This is a genomic window from Pacificibacter sp., assembly GCF_039769035.1.
Lineage (GTDB): Bacteria > Pseudomonadota > Alphaproteobacteria > Rhodobacterales > Rhodobacteraceae > Celeribacter.
Genome location: NZ_JBDMZG010000049.1, coordinates 1 through 16,943 on the forward strand (window position 1 = coordinate 1; position 16,943 = coordinate 16,943).

Sequence of the window (16,943 nt, forward strand, 5' to 3'; positions counted from 1 at the left end):
AGCGCATTGGCGATGTCGTGAAGATGAAGTGGGCGCACTTTTCGAATGAGGGATTCGATTTCACTCAAGGCAAAACCGACAAGCCGCTGTGGATCCCGCTCACCGATCGCCTCAAGGCCCATCTCGACGGACTCGCGCGAACGGATGGTACTGTCGTGACCGCCCCCAAAGGTCGACCGGTGAGCTACCGCATCGTTGCAGAGGAAATGCGCACCATCAAAAAGAAGATGAAGCATGAGAAGGCGAGCTACTACAAAACGCACGGACTCAGGAAAAACGCGACGATCGAGCTTTATCTGGCTGGATGTGATGACGAGATGGTCAAAGCCGTTACCGGTCACTCAGGCGTTGAGATGCTGAAAAAATACGGCGGGCCGATCCGTCAGGGGGAACTAGCCAAGCGCGCTCAAGAGGCAAGAAATCAAATGGAACGAAGCAAGACCGAAACGTGAAAGTTTCAACGGTTGTTTCAAAAATGGCGGTGAAGGAGAAGGAAAATGACACAAGTCATTGATTTTATTGGAGGCGAGTACCGGAATCGAACCGGTGTACACGGATTTGCAATGCGTATACATTGAAAAAAAATCATTAAAAACAGTTATTTAATCTTAATAATCTAATATGCGCACGATAATGCGCACAAGTTTCAGCTTTGCTCGGACTTTAAGCTTTCGGATGCATCACGGGTAAACTTGAACATCAGCAAGAGGATGAACAAGCATGCAAACAAACCACTTACATCGCCGATGAAATAGCCTACCAAGGTATCTGTGTTATGGCTGAATGCCCAACCCATTCCAAAGGTGTTTATCACAGAGGCTACGGCGCCAGCAATCATTACGTCGCGCCAGTTTACTGATCGGCCCCCAGTTATGCGGAAATCCATCCCTATCTTCGCTAAGCCCCAGAAAGTCACCGCGGCACACGCTATTCCCGAGAACACGCCCAATAGACCAACCGCAGTAAAGCCAGCACTGCCGAAGTTCACCCAATGTAGAAACAGGGCGGTTGGCGCGAATAGTAAAATGGCTTTCCACCCCAATAGCCACGCCGACAAAATGCGAACTCCGTGAGGGAGGAAAAGCAAACTGGCATATGGAGCCAACTCTGGTGTGTATCGCGCCTGTAGTGGAAGCAGCAGATAGATCGAAAGCCCAAAGGCTAGCAGATGCGCTATTGATACGACGGTGAACTGAGCAAGCAGAGAACTACCTCGAAACATTTTCTGACGCCCTATCGTTCAAGCTTTTTCGACAAGACATATGACGAACGCTGGCGACCGTCCGTGTGCTTCAGGTAACCTGTATCTACGAGTTCCCTAAGTGCGCGAAAGAACGCACTGCGCGACACGCCGTCCAGCAGCTCATGCTGCCTAATGTCTTCTGTCGCCACTGTCCGCGATGCTTCAGACAGAAGCGTTGCGGCATAAACGATATTTCTCTGGACGGAACTTAAGTCATCGATACCCAAGTCACGTTCCATGCCTTGCAGCAGGTGCTTGAGACGCGCAATCTTCTCTAATCCTGTCATAATGCTACATACCCTCAGCAGCTTTCACCTGACCCGAGAATAGACTTGACTGGGCGCGTCAGCAAGTCCCATATAGGTACCTAATTTGGATGCGTGTGGCGCAAATCATCAAGGATTTTCTTAACAATGCTTTACGAATTTCAAACCGAAGTATCACCATTGTGCTGCGTACGGCATCCAAACTAGAGACTTAATGAGCAGACCATTGGAGAAAAAATTGACACATTACGCAGTAACACGCCGGAGCTTCATGCTAACAGCGCTCGCGCTAGCTGGATGTCAGTCCACTACACCCCAAGATTTTTCCGTGCCAACCTCAACCGCTTCTCCGGCAACGCGCAATGCAGGCTTCGACGGGCGCATGAAGGGCATCACTTTCGGCGCAATGGACTTGGACAGGAGCCGCTTTCATCTAATTGACCAGAACTTGGATCGAATTAAGAGAAATGGGTTCAATTCAATAACACTCATAATCGATTGGTATGTAGAAAACTATGAAGATCCAAGGGTTAGCCCTAGATACGTTGGGGAGCCGTTCCCAGAGACCGGATGGTTTGCGCCGTCACTAAGTCATGACGAAATCAAAAGCATTTCCAGAAAAGCAAGAGCCCGTGGGCTAGGAGTGGTCCTAAAAATGCACATCGACACTCTCGATTGGCCATTCGGCGGGAAAGGTCGATACGCAATTCCTCCAAGCAAGGAGCTTTGGGATAACTACGAGAAATTTGCAATCGACACTGCAAAAATCGCAGAAGAAATTGAAGCACAAGTTCTTTTCATCGGCACAGAAACCGACGCCCTTCAGAGATCAGTTGGGAACTGGAAAAAAATCGTTGTTGCTGTACGGGCGAACTATTCTGGACCGATAAGCTATGCTGCCTCCTTCAATGCAAGTTCAGAATTCAAAGCTCCGAGAGGAGGGCAAGCAGTAAGCAAATGCGGTGCTTGCAATGTGTCGATTTGGGGCTCAATGGATTTCATAGGCTTTGAGCCGTACGTAGGATTGTCAAACGACAAGGACGCTAGCTTAGATGAGCTCAAACATGGCGTCCGGCGTGCAATTGATCTTGTGATTGCGCCAATTGGAAAAAAGTATGGGAAGAAAATATTGATACCCGAACTCAATTTCTACTCCTTCGACGGTGTCGCCACAAACCCAATATCCTTGGACACCAGCAAGTACAAAGTTGACGAAATGCCTCAAGATCACAACGAACAAGCGATGGCTTATCAAGCTTGGTTGGAGGTTATGAATGAAGACAGGTACAGGGATTTGTTCGCAGGGGTAATTTTATGGGCAGGTTACCTGAGGGAGGAAAGCTCGAAACTGAAACATAGGGTTCACAGAAGTAAGCGTGATCTGATCTGGGGCAAGTCTGCAGAAAACACTATCAGGAACGTTTTCGCCGATTGGTAAGTATATTTTGGCACTTCGCGTTGTTAAGCTGTCTGACGTCAGCACCGTTGGGACAGATATGAGGTTTTCGTAACGGAGGATTTCTGGTTCATCGTAACCTTTATGGAGTGAAGATGAACAAGAAATCCGGAAGCAGCAAAGCGTCTGCAGATAAATTGGTAAAGAACATCCGTCGCAAGACGCGACAAACCTATTCGGCTGAAGAAAAGATCCGTATCGTTTTGGCGGGTCTGCGCGGGGAGGAAGCCCAAGCAAGCCGCAATCCGCCCCATTGAGCTGTGTTGTCATTTTCAACGGGTCCTATACTGGCCGCGCCCGACCTGTACGATTGAGCCGGTGTCACACAAGACCCGCAGCGCGCGATAGCAAGCTTCATGCGACAGATTAATGCGCGTCGCGAATTCCGTAACCGTTGCATCTAAATATCCGGCTTGAAGGGCAGCAAGAACGCGGTCCTTGGCGGACCGAATGGCAAGGATTTCGATCTGGGCACGGTAATGTTGAACCTGAACGGCAAGCAATTTGGCAAACCCCTCGCTGAATGCAGGGTTCGTTCGAAGCGCTTCGATGATGTCGTCTTTGGCTATTTTAAAAACACGCCCTGCTTGGGTGCAAATCGCGTCACAGTGATAGACCTCAGAGAATACCGACGCTTCCGCAAAATATCCGTTCGATTGTGCGCAATGTAACGTGAGTGTCTCACCGTTTTCGCTCGTCCGCTGCAGCGTAACGCAGCCTGAAATCACTTGATACAAGCCGGATGTCAGCTGGTTCTGCCGAAACAGGATATCCCCCTTTTGAATATCAATTGTGTAACGGGCGCCTTGGGGCAACTGGGAAAATGTATCATGCGTCATGTGATTTTGATCATATGCTCTGTTTGGCAAACCGGCTAGCGTCTTACAAAAATAGGAGCACAAAATGAAACTAAGTCACCTTACAGTCGCAATGATATTTTTGGCAGGCAGCGCAATGGCCCAACATGTTCATCCTTCAAACTCTGTTTCTGAAACAGGCCAAGCCCAATTCGCCGCAATTTCGGAAATTGTGGCCATATTGCGCGCTGATTCCGACACCGTTTGGGAGCAAATCGACATCGAGGCGCTGCGGGCTCACCTCGTTGACATGGACAATGTAACGATGAAGGCGATGGTTGAAACGACGATAGCGGATAACGCAGTGACATTTTCGGTGACAGGGGACGAATCCACCGCAGCGTCGGTGCAGCGCATGGTGTCGGCCCATAGTCCCATGCTGCAGCAAGAAATGGGATTATAAGTCGCCGTAGAGGACCAATCAAATGGCGCAAAAATGACAATCCAAACTGCTTCGAAGGACGATTTGGCTAAAGTCTCTGGCCTCGGTTTCTTTGGATTAATGACTGTCGGCGCACATCATCAAAAGCACCACCAAATGATTGCAATGGGAATGTCGCCGCATTGAACAACGTAAAAATTGGACAATTGAGAAACACAAGTTATTGGTCGTGAAATCTGAAAAGCAGACTCCGGTGCATTCCGCAGCGAAGGGCAGCTTCCCGCTCGTTTTAACGCCAAACAGTCGGAACCTGCCAATTAGCGGCCATGATAAATTTGGCCAAAACACAGCGAGAACGGTATCGATATTTTTTTGGAGAGCTTCCTCCGCCATAAGCGACAATTTCTAACATCAACGCATATTGCGTAACTGCTTCGCAGTTCCACATGCACCTTCAGCTTTCTTTCGTCCTTTGCTTACGCAAAGCACTCAGAAACCTTTGGCGCATTTTTTGATGTCAATTCATGATGACTTTGGGGGGTATTCTGTAGGTTTAGATGCCATAGAGAGGCCTCACGCCTCTCATTGACACGGCATTCTGTGAGGTCCGTCCACCAGCTGATGCGCACAACCAGCAATGCTGGGAGGTAGGGTTGGGCTGTTACCTTTAAGTGCGTAGAGTTGTTCCCAACGCAACACTGCGACAGTCATCAGCCGCCGCCGCAGCACATACGAGGTGCTGATTTCTCAGCCTCTCTTCTCGTTCCATCGCATAATATTTTCCAAGCCCGTTGCGACTTTGCTTGGTTGACCGCCTCCGCTAGCGTTCTGCGCTGACAAGTTCCGATGGCATCAGCCGATGGCTGGCAAACTCAATGTCATGTGTGGGGCGCTATGCGCGAATAAGTGTCTCGGCAGTGGGTAGCTGCTCTTGCACATGTATGTATTTATTAAGGGTCTAAGGATCGGTGCGGAAAAGGCTGGATTTTCGCAAATCTTGTTGGCCTGCGCCTAAAACAACTCAATCGCGTTGCGCAGCTTGCTCTCGTTGTAGTCGATGTAGCGCTGAGTTGTGCTGATGTCCTTGTGTCGCGCCAGTGCTTGAATGACGCGAACGTTTACGCCCTTGTCGGCAAGCTCTGTCAAAAACTGACGACGCCCGCTGTGGCTGCTTGCGCCTTTAATGCCAGCCAACGAGTAAAAGCGTGCAAAGAGGTTCACAATCGTCTGTGCACTAAACCCGCCACGCTTCGCACTGAAAAACAGTGGGGACTTCGGCTTGCTGGTATGGGTTGGATATTTGGCGGCGTAGGCAGCAAGTGCCTTGGCAAGTCGATTGCTGACCAACACAGTGTTGGCCTCATCGCCTTTTGTTTGTGCTGCGGCCAGATAAATCGTGTCACGTACAGCGCCGTTTTCGTCAAATACGTCCTGTACTTTCAGCGCTGCAATCTCACAAGCTCGAAGGCCCGCGAAAAAGCTAATCGCAAAAATTGCACGGTTTCTTGCGCTGTAGCGATGAGCGCCAATAATTGCGTCAACGCGTTTGCGTTCTGCGTCGGTTAGTAACTTTGCTTGTTTCATGTCTCACCAAAAATGTGTGGTTATCTTGTAAGACACTATGAAGCCTAACATTTTGCTTCACGATCGAAAAAGGCAATGAAGCTAAGCCTTTGTAATCAAATACGGTTCGGCGAAAATGTTAAACTCTATATGGAATCTAACATTTTGCAGGTGGAGCTTCGTCCTCCGCGACTTCAGCGATCCTATGTTCTTCAAGCAGGTACCTTTCAAGTCGATCCCTAACTTCGCCCAGCACAGCGATATCACTCTCCACAATCCCGCCGAATTTCTTCCGCTTGATACATGCTAACGCGATCTTGATCTTCACTTTGTTCAGGCAATTAATAGCGACAGGTATAGAGAAGTCGCTTTTCTTGTTCTTTTGCACTGCGTACCAACTGCGGCTTCTCCAACACCAATCTGTGCTGAATTCCTCTGCAGTCTCAACGAACGCGTTTTTGTTTAAATGGTCATAGACCTCCTCCATCAAAGACATGATATTTCTCCTTTATTGGTCTTCGGCGGCTGGCAACGTGCCTTAACCGGTTAAATTATTTATCGACCGCACGCAGAAGGAGCGTGATGGTCGGAGTATTTGGGCTTTTTCGATTTGGTCGGTTCGGCGACCCGCACAGGCTTTATCGGTTGCTTCGGGTCGGCTCCAGGTTCACGCTGCTTGGCGCTTCGTCTCTTTGATGCAGCATCGTCTTTGCTCAGTTCACTTCGAAGGTTTAAGATGCTGTTGCAGGTGGCTCGCATGAGCATTTGTGCCGCCGCGATCATGTCACGCGTTGAGATCTGCGCTTCGATGGCTTCGTAACGCTGTAGGCTTTGCTCTAGTTCTTTTATGTTCATTGATTTTTCCTGCCACTATTTAGCCTGAGCGGACTAAGGAATTTAGAAACCACGCTACGGGTAAGTGCTTTGTTGCGGTAAGTTTGGTCGTTCAACGACCACTTTTTTCCGTCTGCTAGGCTTTGTCTTTGGCTCTTTGCGCTTTCTGCCAACTGTGCCGTGCAGTGAACCTCTTGTGCAATTCAGTTAAGTCAAACTCTAAAGCATGATCGCGGGGGGCATAGCTTGGAAATTTCCCTCGTGCAGCATTCTCCGCGATCAACGTTCCGCGCTGATATGCGCGACTGGTTAATATCGTCAGCATCATCCGATCATAAGTGCCTTGGTGCCGGACAACCTTGGCATCCGCTTCTAGTTCTGGACTGTAGGTTTCGCTGACTTTCGAGCGAACACCGACACGCCAAAGTTCCTGCTTGGGCATCGCTGCGCGCGTCAACAACACCTGCATGTATCGAAAGAGCATATCCTTGTTTTGTCGTTTTCCCGCTAAACCGTACTTAGGCTTGGGAGCTTTCAAGGATTTTGCTTGCTTGGGATAGCTGTCAATCAACTGCGCTATCTCCTTGGCGATGCGCGACTTTGGCAATCCAATGGGTACAGCAAGGACCAATGTGTTTTGCTGGCCTTGTTCGCACCAATCGTTTTTGGTGTATTCTTCAAGCGCCTTTGCCGCATCAGACAAACCAGCGGTCTTCCGACTTACCGCGGCAACCTTTGTAACTTTGGGCTTCGAGCCTTGATGACCACAAAGCTGCATCCCCCGTTCCCGCCACCAAGGCAAAAACTGTTTTTTCTGCACATCACCGAAGTCGTCAAAGACTTCCAGAACACGATCAAAGTCTTCAGGCAGGCTATCGTTGTTTAAGATTTTCAGATCGCCAGCGCGGAATTGCCTTGCCAACTCGTAGCTGGGGCTCAGTGCCAGGTATTCGAACCAAAGCATGTAGTAGCCAACTTTCGTTGCCCAAAAGTCTTCCTGTCGGAAGTCAGTAGGAGTTGTTTTTAGACGTTTACGAGGTGGCATTGGATGCCTTTGAACGGTAAAACATTAACTCTTTAAATCACAATATTTCACAGATATCCATCCTAATGGTTAATTCATTCTAGGTTGAATTTGTCGGTCATAAGACCGTCATAACCCTAAGATTTTTCCTAGAAAGGAAATAACATGACTACAATTTTTGAATCTAAAATCGCCGAGTCCACTAAAAAGGTACTTGCACCGAATACGCAAAGTGATGCGATAATTGCTAAAGAGCTAGCAGCACCGCGCTACCCTCTCGATGGTAATCGCAAAGATGCATCCACAGAGATCGATGAGGCGATCACGTATCTCGAAAAATTGAGCGATATTTACAACTCGTATATAGAACTACAAGAAACGGCCAATGTCGTTTTGTACGAACTCCTGCAGGGCGTGTTTTATGTCGTTGCACGAATGAAAATGCCCTCAGAGGGAGTTAAGGGCAAGGCGCTTGCAGATTTGCGGTTGTCATTTGAAATTACTTTGAAGCAGCTGAAGAAGAATGCAAAAATTAATTTCACAGCCGCCACGTCGTTGGAAACCAAAGTTCTGCGTTTTGTTTGCGGCAACCTAACGCCTTCTCGCGAGAAGGCTTGGACGCGTGTGCTTCAAATTGCTTTGAAGGATGATGAGGTAGCAAGCGGTACGGTGTCGTTTGCAGCTTGGTTGGCACGTGAAGGAGGTGTTTACGAAGTTGCCAACACAAGCAAAAATGGTGTGAAGCCAAGCGAGCGTGGCAACACGCAGATTGCAGATGCACTGACTTTGATTGAGGGAGGCTGGCTCGGAACGGATGTGCACCGTGAAGTTGCTGCTGAAGTTGCACCAGCAGCAAAGTCCGAAAACGAAAGTCTCAACGGTCTAACGATTACATTGACCTACTGTGAAAAAGGGGGCGAACCACAAAAGGTCATTGAACTCCATGATGACATTGCAATCGAGCGTGTGCTTGTCTTGATGGGGCGCAAAATGGGACAACCATTGAGCAAGCGCGCAGATGTGCAAGCTGCTGAAGCTACTGAAGCCGCCAAAATGCAAAACTTCTCGCAAGCCACTGGATATCCAGTCGAAACCCATCGCGAGTAAGCGCTACTAAATCTTAAACTTAAGGCCAGCCTTGTGCTGGCCTTTTGCTTTTCTGCCTCCTGATTTTGGTCGTTTTGTGAAGAGATCGGCGCCAGACATGTTGCGCAAGCAAACGGAGAAAAGCATGTCACATCTTACAAATCTAAACTTCAAATCAGTCACACGTGCCAGCAAACAGGACCCCGTACAAAAGCGCCGGGAAAAGTTGAAAGTTGGCATCGACGAACAACTTCTGGTCGCCGCTGCTGCGGTCAAAGGCGAACGCTACGAAACGAAGCGGAAGTCATGGGGCAAAGACGAGCGCGGTGAAAAAGTGCTCGTTGATCGAATGCGGCAGGTGCGCCCTTGGTTCTTCGAACAAGACGGTGGGTGGTACGTGCAATGCAAGTACGGAAACAAGGCATTGGCTCTAGGGAAGGGGAATGCTGTGTTTGTCAAAGCTCTAAAAGACGTCGAAGCGACATTGGGAGCGTTGAAAGCTGCCGCTGATGCTGGCGAACTAGACGCAGCGATGTCTGCTGCCGTCGCGCGCCGGAAATAGTTTCAGGAGCACGAGTTGGTGCCGATATTTTGGCACCAACTCAAAGCTAAAGATGCAAGCTAGTTCAGCTAGAATTATTCTTGCAATTTCGTGCAGGATGGATTGCGGACCTTCGTCTATAGTGCAGAGAGTATCGGCTTCGATGCCAGCTTTCGCATTCGTCAGGTCGCAACGAAGGTCTGGTCGAGGACTTTAGCAATGCACGCTCAAATATGTCCATACGCATGAAGCCCGCTTCAATTGGCGCAAATATTTGTCCAATGAAGTGGATCGACGCAATTGACTACATTCTCAAACACCTTTTCCCTATATAGACGTTCGCTACATTTGTGTCCTGTGAAAGAGCGAAACAGACTACCTTTTCACGACAGGCTTTTTTTTTGAAGTTGGGCTTCTCTAAGAAGATAGGGAGCAAGCGCTGGATCAATCGCTTCAATTGCATCGTCGATCTTGAAATGGGCTGTTCTCATTAGATCATCTCGTTCGTCAGTTGTGACGCTAGACTTGAAACCATAGACCAAAGCTACAATTCCATTTGCCTGTGCCCATTGAGTTGAATGACTCTCTTTCTTAAAAACGCTTTGGCATCGATTAAGGTGCTTTTCCGCTTCTCTGGCGAAGAGAAGCCCTTCGGCCCCGCCTGTAGCAACCGCTCGCAATTGCTGTGTATAGCCCATGTTGAAGTTTGCTATGGCCCAACTATCAGGATTGGTTGGTTTCTTGAAAACGCTAAGCGCGTCTGCCAAGGCCGTGTAGGATTTCTGTAAACTCACCCTTTTGTCCGCGCCCACTTCTTCTTCGCTTGTTTCTCGAAAGGCCACGCCAAGATTGTTTCTTACGATTGCCCAGTCCGCGTCGTGAACTTTTTCCCTGAACGATAGCGAAAGGTTGAAATCCCCAATCGACTTTTGGAGAAAATCGCCTTTGTCGCTGCCCTGTTTCCGCATCGCATGGTCTAGAAAAATCGTACCAGATAGGTTCATAACGCCAGCCCATTTTCTAAAATTAGCTTCTTTAGTCCAGATGCCTTTTGACCGAGTGGTCATCGCGATTGCATCTTCCAGAAGGTCTACGCCATAACGCACACCGTGATTGTTCATCACAAGTCCTGCATCGTATGCGGTTTGAGCGGCTCGGTTAACGTCAAAAGCAGAGAAGTAGTCAACCGCCGCTGAAAAATGCTGCATCGCACGCGGGAAGTCCAAAGCTAATAATGCAGTTCTACCACGTTCGAAACGAATCTGAGCCAGCGTCCAAATCTCCGGTACGGTTCGATCGTTTTTTTGAACAGTCTCTAAGATTTCAAGTTCTTTGTCAGCCAGTTCGAAATTGCCCACCGCGAGAGCCTCGTTCGCACGGTTTTCTGTTTTTCTCGAATCGATTTTTTTATTGTCAAGTTCTTCAATTCTTTCCTGTAATGCCCGCATATCCTCCGACGCTTTGTGCAAGTATGACAGCACTAAGTCGGCGTCCCCATCTGGATTTGAGTAACCGAATCTAACCGCCAGTGAATCTAATACTTGTTTTGGAACAACGGTCTCATCCGGGTATCTACAGTTTTCAATTAAGTCATCTGAGATTTTCAAAACGTCGGCGATAGCCTTGACAGTAGTTTCTTGTGGATTCGGCACCTTTCCATTCTCGATGCGGGATATTGTGGACTTGTCTGTTTCAGAACCGAGCGCCCTTTTCCCAAGCTTGGGCTGCGTCAAGCCCATCTGTCGGCGCCTAGTCCGTACCAACTTCCCAAATCTTTTTCCAAAGCTCATTATCTTCAACTTTCGACAACTTCTCGCGAACTTTCGACCGACTAAAACCGGTCAACACACGCAAATATATTATGAATGACCAAGCAAGCAAACAACACCCGCATTCACCGCGCACTTGCCAAAACGGCAAAGTTCGCTCAACGAAACACTCCGGAACTTGTCGATTTGGCATTCGCTCTTCACGGCACTATTGCCAGCGCTGGTTCCGAGAACCTGCTGATCGACTTTGCCGAAATCATGTTCATTCTCGTAGAAATCGCTGTTAAAGAATCGCGGAAATAAACGGCTGATCTACAAATGCAATGGATCGGGCGCTTCATATTGAAGCGTCCTATTTTTTTGGCTGGGTCGCGGACGTGAAGTGCCCTTGCCTTCAAGACACCTACTTTGTTCATTTTCCACTTTTTAGTTTCGAAACCATTGTCTTTGCGCCTTCGGGGCACAGCGCTCTTCAGTCTTGTCATTCCTAACGGATTCTGGGGCGCGGACGTTTGATCAATGGCAGCTTCGTCCGCGCCGCTGACCTTTGCATCCAAATTCGCAATGTCTGCAATCCGGCGGTAACATGCCAACCCTGCGCAGCTACCCGTTCAATATGCGCATTAACGTATCACCACCAATCAGCTCGCCATTCTTTGCCTGCAAAGCCATCATCCTGATTTCTTCCGTAACAACGTAGTTTTGTCGTTCAACGCCCAAAACTGCCAGCAAACCCGCTTCATCCAATTTGTCGTTCGCAAGCATTTTAAAAGCCAAGCATACAACGTCGCCCGCACTAGCTTTTGGCACTTCAGCAGGCTTCTTCATGTTGCGGCCGCTATGAAGGTTTGCGTTCATCGTAGGGCTGATTTTGCTATAGTGTTTGTCAATCATTGCAGTGCTGTTGCCAACTTGCTTAGCAATCAAGTGCGAGCTTATTCCGCGCCCCAAATCTCGCGTCACATAGTAATGTCTCAAGCTGTAGAGCGTTCGGGTTCTTCCGTCCGCACCCGTTTTCAGTTTTAGATTGTCCAGAAGCGCGTTGAAGGCTCGGTTCAAGCTGGCGATATTGGCAACTTCGCCAAGGCGCGTCGTGAACACATAAGCATCGTTGCCCGCTGAGACGAGCTCGTCGAAGCTGTCGTAGCTGATGGACGGGTTCAGCTTGCTTTGCCTATCCAAATAGTCCGCAACAGTGTCTCGGGCGACTGACGTTCGGCATCCCGTTTTCCCGTCCACATTCACGACCAAGTAGCGCTCGCCATCCTTTTCTTTCCATCCAATGTTTAGCCAACGCAGGCCGAGGGCTTCGGTACCGTGGCGCACACCTGTGTTTGCTAGGAACAAAACATAGTTCCGTAAAACCTCGCGCGTTGCTGCCGCTTTCTTGTTGTCTGTCTTTTCGTGCCATTTGCGCAGAGCAGTGTAGATCTTCTTGTATTCGGCGTCCGTGAAGCTACCACGGCTTTCGCTCTTAACGCCTTTGTTCAAGAGGGTGGGGCGCATGGATTTTACAATCCAACCGTTCATTTCCGCTTCATCCAATACTCTGTTGAGTGCAGCGTTGTGGTTGTTGATGCCGCTTTGTGTGAACGCTTTACGGTGTGTCTGAGTTCGCCATCCGTCAAATTCCACCAATGCGCGCAGGTCGATTTTGTCGATATCAGTGTTACCGAAGTATGGGATCAGCCAGCGCTGTAATGCAGAGATGTAGTCTTTGAACGACTGTTTGCCGTACCCATCATCCAATTGAGCCTGCATGCGTTTAACTGCGTGTTCGGCAACGTGTTTGAACTTGCGGGTTTGAGCCGGGAGTTTGTTATCGATGCGCGCCTGCGTTTCATAATAGAGCTTAAGCGCAAGTTCTTTAGCTTGCTCAAAGTCTTCAGTTTTAGTGCTGCGTACAATGCGCTTGCCATTATCAAGTGTTAGGCGTGCGTACCAATTTGAACTGTTTGCTCGCTTATCGAGCTTCAGTTTTTTGTGCACAGTAATTGTTTTGACGCCGTAGCTCATGTTGGGTGAAATCCATAAGTGTCTGTTGCAACAGACAATACTTCAAGATGAGGAAAACTTCGACACAAAACTGCACGCGGATTGTGTACGGATTGTGTACAAGAGTCGCGTGACTAGATTTAGTGAATTGTGGGATGAAATGAACAGAAACAACAAGATGTTGTGGAGGCGAGTACCGGAATCGAACCGGTGTACACGGATTTGCAATCCGCTGCGTAACCACTCCGCCAACTCGCCGCCGTGTGGTTGAGCGGGGTTTAGACCAAACTCACGGGGGCCGCAAGATCACAAATGGATGATATTCATATGTTGCTGTTGTTGCGTTGATATGGCAAGAACGCACAGACTCCTATGTGAACGAAAGAGTTCAACTCATGACCGATTTTGCAAAACTTCGCACCATGATGGTCGACACCCAAGTGCGCCCTTCTGATGTGACTAAATTTCCAATCATCGAAGCCATGCTGACAGTGGCCCGTGAAAACTTTGTTCCGACGGCGCTGCGCGATGCGGCTTATGTCGGCGAACACGTGGCGCTTGGCAATGGCCGCGTTGCGCTTGACCCGCGTGTGTTGGCGAAAATGCTTGATGCGCTCGACATCCAAAATGACGAGCTTGTGCTCGATATTGGTGTTGGGCTTGGCTATTCCTCAGCCGTGATTGCGCGTATGGCGCAGGCGGTGATCGCTGTCGAAGAAGACGAAGCACTTGCCACAGACGCGGCAACTGCTTTGGCTGACGCTGGTGCAGACAATGTTGTGGTGGAAACGGCAGCTTTGGCTGCGGGTGCGCCGCAGCACGGACCCTACGATGTGGTTGTGTTGCAGGGAGCTGTTGAAGATGTCCCTGCTGCAATTTTGGGCCAAGTCAAAGAAGGTGGCCGCATTTGTGCAATTTTCTTGGAAGGACCCCTTGGAATTGCGCGTATGGGATACAAGTTAAACGGAGACATCACATGGCGGTTGGCTTTCAATGCAACTGCTCCGGTGCTTCCCGGTTTTGAAGCGGAAAGAGCCTTCGCGCTCTGATAGGCGTATCGCGGGTAAATTCAGGCCGCAGCGTTGGATAGAATGAGGCAGGCTTATGCGGATTAAATTTGGCATTAAACGGACGATTGCGGCGAGTTTGGTTGCGATTGGCACCACGTTGAGCCCGCTTGCTGTGTCTGCTGAAACGCTCGGCGATGCCTTGGCATCCGCGTATAAAAACTCAGGGCTTTTGGAGCAGAACCGCGCCAACCTGCGCGCGACTGACGAAGGTGTCGCGGCCGCTGTTGGCGCGATGCGCCCGACACTTACTTACGCGGCGACTGCCAGCAAAAACCAAGGTGAATGGGCAAAGTCTTTGCAGTTCACGGCTTCGATGACGCTGTATACCTTTGGTCGCAACAAGCTGAACGTTGCTGCAGCGAAAGAAACCGTTTTGGCCACGCGCGCCACTTTGGTGTCCATAGAGCAAGATGTTCTGTCCAACGCCGTCACAGCCTACATGAATGTACGGTACAATGATGCGCAAGCGAACTTGCGTGCCAACTCAGTGCGTTTGGTGCAGCAAAACTTGCGCGCAGCACAAGACCGCTTTGAGGTTGGTGAAATCACCAAAACCGAAGTGAGCCAAGTTGAAGCGCAATTGGCGTCAGCGCGCGCACAGCTTGCGGCTGCACAGGGCCAAGTGTCCGCGGCACGCGAAGCCTATAAGGTCGCGGTTGGCAAATACCCGTCTAAGCTTTCAAGCCCGCCCGCGCTTAAACTGCCAGCGAAGTCTGCAGACGAAGCCGTGCGTATCGCCATGCGCACACACCCAGCCATCAAAGCGCTGCAGCACCGAATCGCTGCATCCGATCTAGCGGTTGAGATCACAAAGCGTGGTCTGTTTCCAACCGTGGGTGCACAGGCAACACGCACACAAAGTGGCGCTTGGACAGAGGATGCTTTGAGCAGTGAGAATGGTACAACGAGCCTGAGCGTTACGGCATCTGGTGCACTTTACGGTGGCGGGCAGGCGTCCTCTGCGGTTCGCACGGCAATCGCCAATCGTGATAGCGCGCGCGCTTCATTGCTGACAACAACACGGCAAATTGAGCAGGGTGTTCGCACGTCATGGTCAATGCTTTCGGTCTTCGATGCGTCGTCCCAAGCCACCGCCGCACTGGTGAAAGCGCAACGCGTTGCCTATCAGGGCGTCAAGGAAGAGGCCGAACTTGGTGCCTCTACAACGCTTGATGTGCTTGAAGCTGAACAAGATTTACTCGACGCGCAGGTGGCTGCCATTCAGGCGACGATCGATCGCGAAGCAGGGATTTATTCGCTGCTCAACGCGATGGGTCTGATGACAGTTGAAAACCTAAAACTGAATGTGCCTGTGTATGATCCGGCTGCCTACTACAACGCTGTGAAATCTGCGCCCTCCAGTATGGTCAGCCCAGAAGGCGAAAAGTTGAACCGTGTTCTTGAAGCGCTTGGCCGCAATTAAGTAACCGACAAAATGATGCAAAATCCGCCCAGCACCCGCTTGGGCGGATTTTCTATTTGTTGTGTGTCGTCGCGAAGATGTCTACCATGGACGGCGTAACGAAAGGGAAACTCCATGTCTGATCCGGTGGAAAAAGAAAGTTCCGATGAGGTGCTCGCCTCTATCCGCCGGTTGGTGTCGAAATTTCACGAACCACAGCTGCGGACGATCACGTCCAAGCCTGCGCCTGAGCGCTTTGTGCTCACGCCTGATTTACGTGTCATTGATGGTGATAAGGGCGACGCAGCACCGATGGCGGCTGAATCTGCACCCACGTTTTCTGAGCCAACGCCGTTCGTATCTGACATGGACGCGGCGGGTGAAATGTCGTTGGAAGAACGCATTTCGGAGCTCGAAACAGCTGTTGGGAATCAAGCCGACGATTGGGAAACTGACGGCGATGAAGACCTAACGGACGACGCGTTGCAGTCTTTTCCTCGGTCCTTTGTGGCGCGGAACTCTCACAGGGCAGGCGCCTTGGACGGTGGCGCTGAGCGCGGGCAGAGCGCGCCTTTGACGCAAACGGGTGTTTTGGATGATGACGCCTTGCGCGACATGGTCGCTGATATCATTCGCGATGAATTGAAGGGCGTTATGGGCGAACGGATCACTGGCAACATTCGGCGTTTGGTGCGCCGTGAAGTTATGCGGTCTTTGGCTCTGCGCGAGTTCGATTGATCACACAGGACCTGCTAGCGACATAAGCGTGTCTATGTCGATATAGGTTTCCATGTGCTGCGCCAATGCATCCAAGGTCTCATCAATACCAGCATCAAAGTTGTCTTGCGGCGCATCCAATCCGAAGGGCGCCAAAAAGCTGTGCCGAAAGGCATCTGAGGCGAAAAGCCCATGCAGGTAACAGCCTTTGATCCGACCTGACGCCGACTGAGCACCTTCCAAGCGACCCTCAACCTCTAGCCATGCACGGTCGCAATCTGCGCCTGTGGTGCGCCCGATATGGATCTCATAGGCTGTCAGCTGCGTGTCTGAGGCGCGGTCTGTTGCGGTCACTTCGGCCAAACGCTTGTCGCTGGTCATCATTGTCGTGACATCCAAAAGACCTAAACCTGCCACGCGCCCAGATGTGCCTTCGATGCCCTCTGGGTCATCAATCCAAGTGCCAAGCATTTGATACCCGCCACAGATTCCCAAAACATGCCCGCCGCGACGCACATGCCCCGCGATGTCGATGTCCCAGCCTTGCGCCCGCAAGTAAGCAAGGTCGCCGATGGTGGATTTGGTTCCTGGCAGCAAGATGAGATCCGCATCGCATGGCAAGGGGCGGCCTGCATCTACAATTTCAATGGTCACGTTTGGCTCGCTGGCCAGTGGATCAAGGTCGTCAAAATTGGCGATGCGTGACAAGCGCGGCACGACGATTTTGATGTGTCCATC

Annotated in this window: 18 protein-coding genes, 1 tRNA gene and 2 pseudogenes; 10 read left to right on the top strand and 11 right to left on the bottom strand. The window is 50.2% G+C overall.

Going from position 1 to position 16,943, the window contains the following annotated elements; translation table 11 throughout:
• A partial coding sequence (locus ABF287_RS04710) for a tyrosine-type recombinase/integrase (RefSeq protein WP_347183860.1) occupies positions 1-452 on the top strand: 452 nt, incomplete at its 5' end.
• 194 nt (positions 453-646) lie between these two features.
• Here the strand turns inward: ABF287_RS04710 and ABF287_RS04715 are convergent.
• Positions 647-1,222: a hypothetical protein gene (locus tag ABF287_RS04715; protein ID WP_347183861.1), complete on the bottom strand. Its 576-nt coding sequence runs from the start codon at positions 1,220-1,222 to the stop codon at positions 647-649.
• Positions 1,223-1,233: 11 nt separating this feature from the next.
• Complete coding sequence (locus ABF287_RS04720; RefSeq protein WP_347183862.1) at positions 1,234-1,530, bottom strand: hypothetical protein; 297 nt, start codon at positions 1,528-1,530, stop codon at positions 1,234-1,236.
• Between the two features lie 361 nt (positions 1,531-1,891).
• Between ABF287_RS04720 and ABF287_RS04725 the strand changes: the two genes are divergently transcribed.
• Positions 1,892-2,947, top strand: coding sequence for a hypothetical protein (locus tag ABF287_RS04725; RefSeq protein ID WP_347183863.1), 1,056 nt, complete (start codon positions 1,892-1,894; stop codon positions 2,945-2,947).
• 113 nt (positions 2,948-3,060) lie between these two features.
• A pseudogene (locus ABF287_RS04730) lies at positions 3,061-3,201 on the top strand (IS3 family transposase); the annotation flags it as partial.
• A gap of 36 nt (positions 3,202-3,237) precedes the next feature.
• On the opposite strand, the gene ABF287_RS04735 reads toward ABF287_RS04730, so the two are convergent.
• A complete protein-coding gene (locus ABF287_RS04735) occupies positions 3,238-3,804 on the bottom strand; it encodes a Crp/Fnr family transcriptional regulator (RefSeq protein ID WP_347183864.1) in 567 nt (188 codons plus the stop codon).
• A 64-nt stretch (positions 3,805-3,868) separates the two neighbouring features.
• Here ABF287_RS04735 and ABF287_RS04740 point away from each other — a divergent pair, with 64 nt between their 5' ends.
• The gene (locus ABF287_RS04740) at positions 3,869-4,225 is read left to right on the top strand and encodes a hypothetical protein (RefSeq protein WP_347183865.1); all 357 of its coding nucleotides are present in this window, start codon (positions 3,869-3,871) and stop codon (positions 4,223-4,225) included.
• A gap of 990 nt (positions 4,226-5,215) precedes the next feature.
• On the opposite strand, the gene ABF287_RS04745 is transcribed toward ABF287_RS04740, so the two are convergent.
• The 4 genes from ABF287_RS04745 to ABF287_RS04760 form a co-directional block, all read right to left on the bottom strand.
• On the bottom strand, positions 5,216-5,788 hold the full coding sequence (locus ABF287_RS04745) for a site-specific integrase (RefSeq protein ID WP_347183866.1): 573 nt from the start codon (positions 5,786-5,788) through the stop codon (positions 5,216-5,218).
• 136 nt (positions 5,789-5,924) lie between these two features.
• A complete protein-coding gene (locus ABF287_RS04750; protein WP_347183867.1) occupies positions 5,925-6,263 on the bottom strand; it encodes a DUF6626 family protein in 339 nt (112 codons plus the stop codon).
• Between the two features lie 59 nt (positions 6,264-6,322).
• On the bottom strand, positions 6,323-6,622 hold the full coding sequence (locus ABF287_RS04755) for a hypothetical protein (protein ID WP_347183868.1): 300 nt from the start codon (positions 6,620-6,622) through the stop codon (positions 6,323-6,325).
• A gap of 115 nt (positions 6,623-6,737) precedes the next feature.
• A complete protein-coding gene (locus tag ABF287_RS04760; protein WP_347183869.1) occupies positions 6,738-7,646 on the bottom strand; it encodes a hypothetical protein in 909 nt (302 codons plus the stop codon).
• Between the two features lie 144 nt (positions 7,647-7,790).
• Between ABF287_RS04760 and ABF287_RS04765 the strand changes: the two genes are divergently transcribed.
• Positions 7,791-8,732, top strand: coding sequence for a hypothetical protein (locus ABF287_RS04765; RefSeq protein WP_347183870.1), 942 nt, complete (start codon positions 7,791-7,793; stop codon positions 8,730-8,732).
• A gap of 124 nt (positions 8,733-8,856) precedes the next feature.
• On the top strand, positions 8,857-9,273 hold the full coding sequence (locus ABF287_RS04770) for a hypothetical protein (protein ID WP_347183871.1): 417 nt from the start codon (positions 8,857-8,859) through the stop codon (positions 9,271-9,273).
• A gap of 362 nt (positions 9,274-9,635) precedes the next feature.
• Here ABF287_RS04770 and ABF287_RS04775 read toward each other — a convergent pair whose 3' ends face one another.
• Positions 9,636-11,042: a helix-turn-helix transcriptional regulator gene (locus ABF287_RS04775; protein WP_347183872.1), complete on the bottom strand. Its 1,407-nt coding sequence runs from the start codon at positions 11,040-11,042 to the stop codon at positions 9,636-9,638.
• A gap of 75 nt (positions 11,043-11,117) precedes the next feature.
• Here ABF287_RS04775 and ABF287_RS04780 point away from each other — a divergent pair, with 75 nt between their 5' ends.
• Positions 11,118-11,324, top strand: coding sequence for a hypothetical protein (locus ABF287_RS04780; protein WP_347183873.1), 207 nt, complete (start codon positions 11,118-11,120; stop codon positions 11,322-11,324).
• Between the two features lie 300 nt (positions 11,325-11,624).
• On the opposite strand, the gene ABF287_RS04785 is transcribed toward ABF287_RS04780, so the two are convergent.
• Positions 11,625-13,037 (bottom strand): hypothetical protein, encoded by a 1,413-nt coding sequence (locus ABF287_RS04785; protein ID WP_347183874.1) that lies wholly within the window; start codon positions 13,035-13,037, stop codon positions 11,625-11,627.
• Between the two features lie 163 nt (positions 13,038-13,200).
• Positions 13,201-13,274, bottom strand: a tRNA-Cys gene (locus ABF287_RS04790).
• A gap of 137 nt (positions 13,275-13,411) precedes the next feature.
• Between ABF287_RS04790 and ABF287_RS04795 the strand changes: the two genes are divergently transcribed.
• The 3 genes from ABF287_RS04795 to ABF287_RS04805 all read left to right on the top strand — a co-directional run bounded on the left by ABF287_RS04795 (position 13,412) and on the right by ABF287_RS04805 (position 16,226).
• Positions 13,412-14,065 carry an rRNA adenine N-6-methyltransferase family protein gene (locus ABF287_RS04795; RefSeq protein ID WP_347183875.1) on the top strand — a complete coding sequence of 218 codons (654 nt, stop codon included), beginning with the start codon at positions 13,412-13,414 and terminating at the stop codon, positions 14,063-14,065.
• Positions 14,066-14,120: 55 nt separating this feature from the next.
• Positions 14,121-15,509 (top strand): TolC family outer membrane protein, encoded by a 1,389-nt coding sequence (locus ABF287_RS04800; protein WP_347183876.1) that lies wholly within the window; start codon positions 14,121-14,123, stop codon positions 15,507-15,509.
• 114 nt (positions 15,510-15,623) lie between these two features.
• The gene (locus tag ABF287_RS04805; RefSeq protein WP_347183877.1) at positions 15,624-16,226 is read left to right on the top strand and encodes a hypothetical protein; all 603 of its coding nucleotides are present in this window, start codon (positions 15,624-15,626) and stop codon (positions 16,224-16,226) included.
• Here ABF287_RS04805 and ABF287_RS04810 read toward each other — a convergent pair.
• A pseudogene (locus tag ABF287_RS04810) lies at positions 16,227-16,943 on the bottom strand (cobyric acid synthase CobQ); the annotation flags it as partial.

Excerpts from the sequence above, each read along its gene's own strand:
- ABF287_RS04715 (WP_347183861.1), bottom strand. The coding sequence starts at position 1,222 with ATGTTTCGAGGTAGTTCTCTGCTTGCTCAGTTCACCGTCGTATCAATA.
- ABF287_RS04720 (WP_347183862.1), bottom strand. The coding sequence starts at position 1,530 with ATGACAGGATTAGAGAAGATTGCGCGTCTCAAGCACCTGCTGCAAGGC.
- ABF287_RS04725 (WP_347183863.1), top strand. The coding sequence starts at position 1,892 with ATGAAGGGCATCACTTTCGGCGCAATGGACTTGGACAGGAGCCGCTTT.
- ABF287_RS04735 (WP_347183864.1), bottom strand. The coding sequence starts at position 3,804 with ATGACGCATGATACATTTTCCCAGTTGCCCCAAGGCGCCCGTTACACA.
- ABF287_RS04740 (WP_347183865.1), top strand. The coding sequence starts at position 3,869 with ATGAAACTAAGTCACCTTACAGTCGCAATGATATTTTTGGCAGGCAGC.
- ABF287_RS04745 (WP_347183866.1), bottom strand. The coding sequence starts at position 5,788 with ATGAAACAAGCAAAGTTACTAACCGACGCAGAACGCAAACGCGTTGAC.
- ABF287_RS04750 (WP_347183867.1), bottom strand. The coding sequence starts at position 6,263 with ATGTCTTTGATGGAGGAGGTCTATGACCATTTAAACAAAAACGCGTTC.
- ABF287_RS04755 (WP_347183868.1), bottom strand. The coding sequence starts at position 6,622 with ATGAACATAAAAGAACTAGAGCAAAGCCTACAGCGTTACGAAGCCATC.
- ABF287_RS04760 (WP_347183869.1), bottom strand. The coding sequence starts at position 7,646 with ATGCCACCTCGTAAACGTCTAAAAACAACTCCTACTGACTTCCGACAG.
- ABF287_RS04765 (WP_347183870.1), top strand. The coding sequence starts at position 7,791 with ATGACTACAATTTTTGAATCTAAAATCGCCGAGTCCACTAAAAAGGTA.
- ABF287_RS04770 (WP_347183871.1), top strand. The coding sequence starts at position 8,857 with ATGTCACATCTTACAAATCTAAACTTCAAATCAGTCACACGTGCCAGC.
- ABF287_RS04775 (WP_347183872.1), bottom strand. The coding sequence starts at position 11,042 with ATGAGCTTTGGAAAAAGATTTGGGAAGTTGGTACGGACTAGGCGCCGA.
- ABF287_RS04780 (WP_347183873.1), top strand. The coding sequence starts at position 11,118 with ATGACCAAGCAAGCAAACAACACCCGCATTCACCGCGCACTTGCCAAA.
- ABF287_RS04785 (WP_347183874.1), bottom strand. The coding sequence starts at position 13,037 with ATGAGCTACGGCGTCAAAACAATTACTGTGCACAAAAAACTGAAGCTC.
- ABF287_RS04795 (WP_347183875.1), top strand. The coding sequence starts at position 13,412 with ATGACCGATTTTGCAAAACTTCGCACCATGATGGTCGACACCCAAGTG.
- ABF287_RS04800 (WP_347183876.1), top strand. The coding sequence starts at position 14,121 with ATGCGGATTAAATTTGGCATTAAACGGACGATTGCGGCGAGTTTGGTT.
- ABF287_RS04805 (WP_347183877.1), top strand. The coding sequence starts at position 15,624 with ATGTCTGATCCGGTGGAAAAAGAAAGTTCCGATGAGGTGCTCGCCTCT.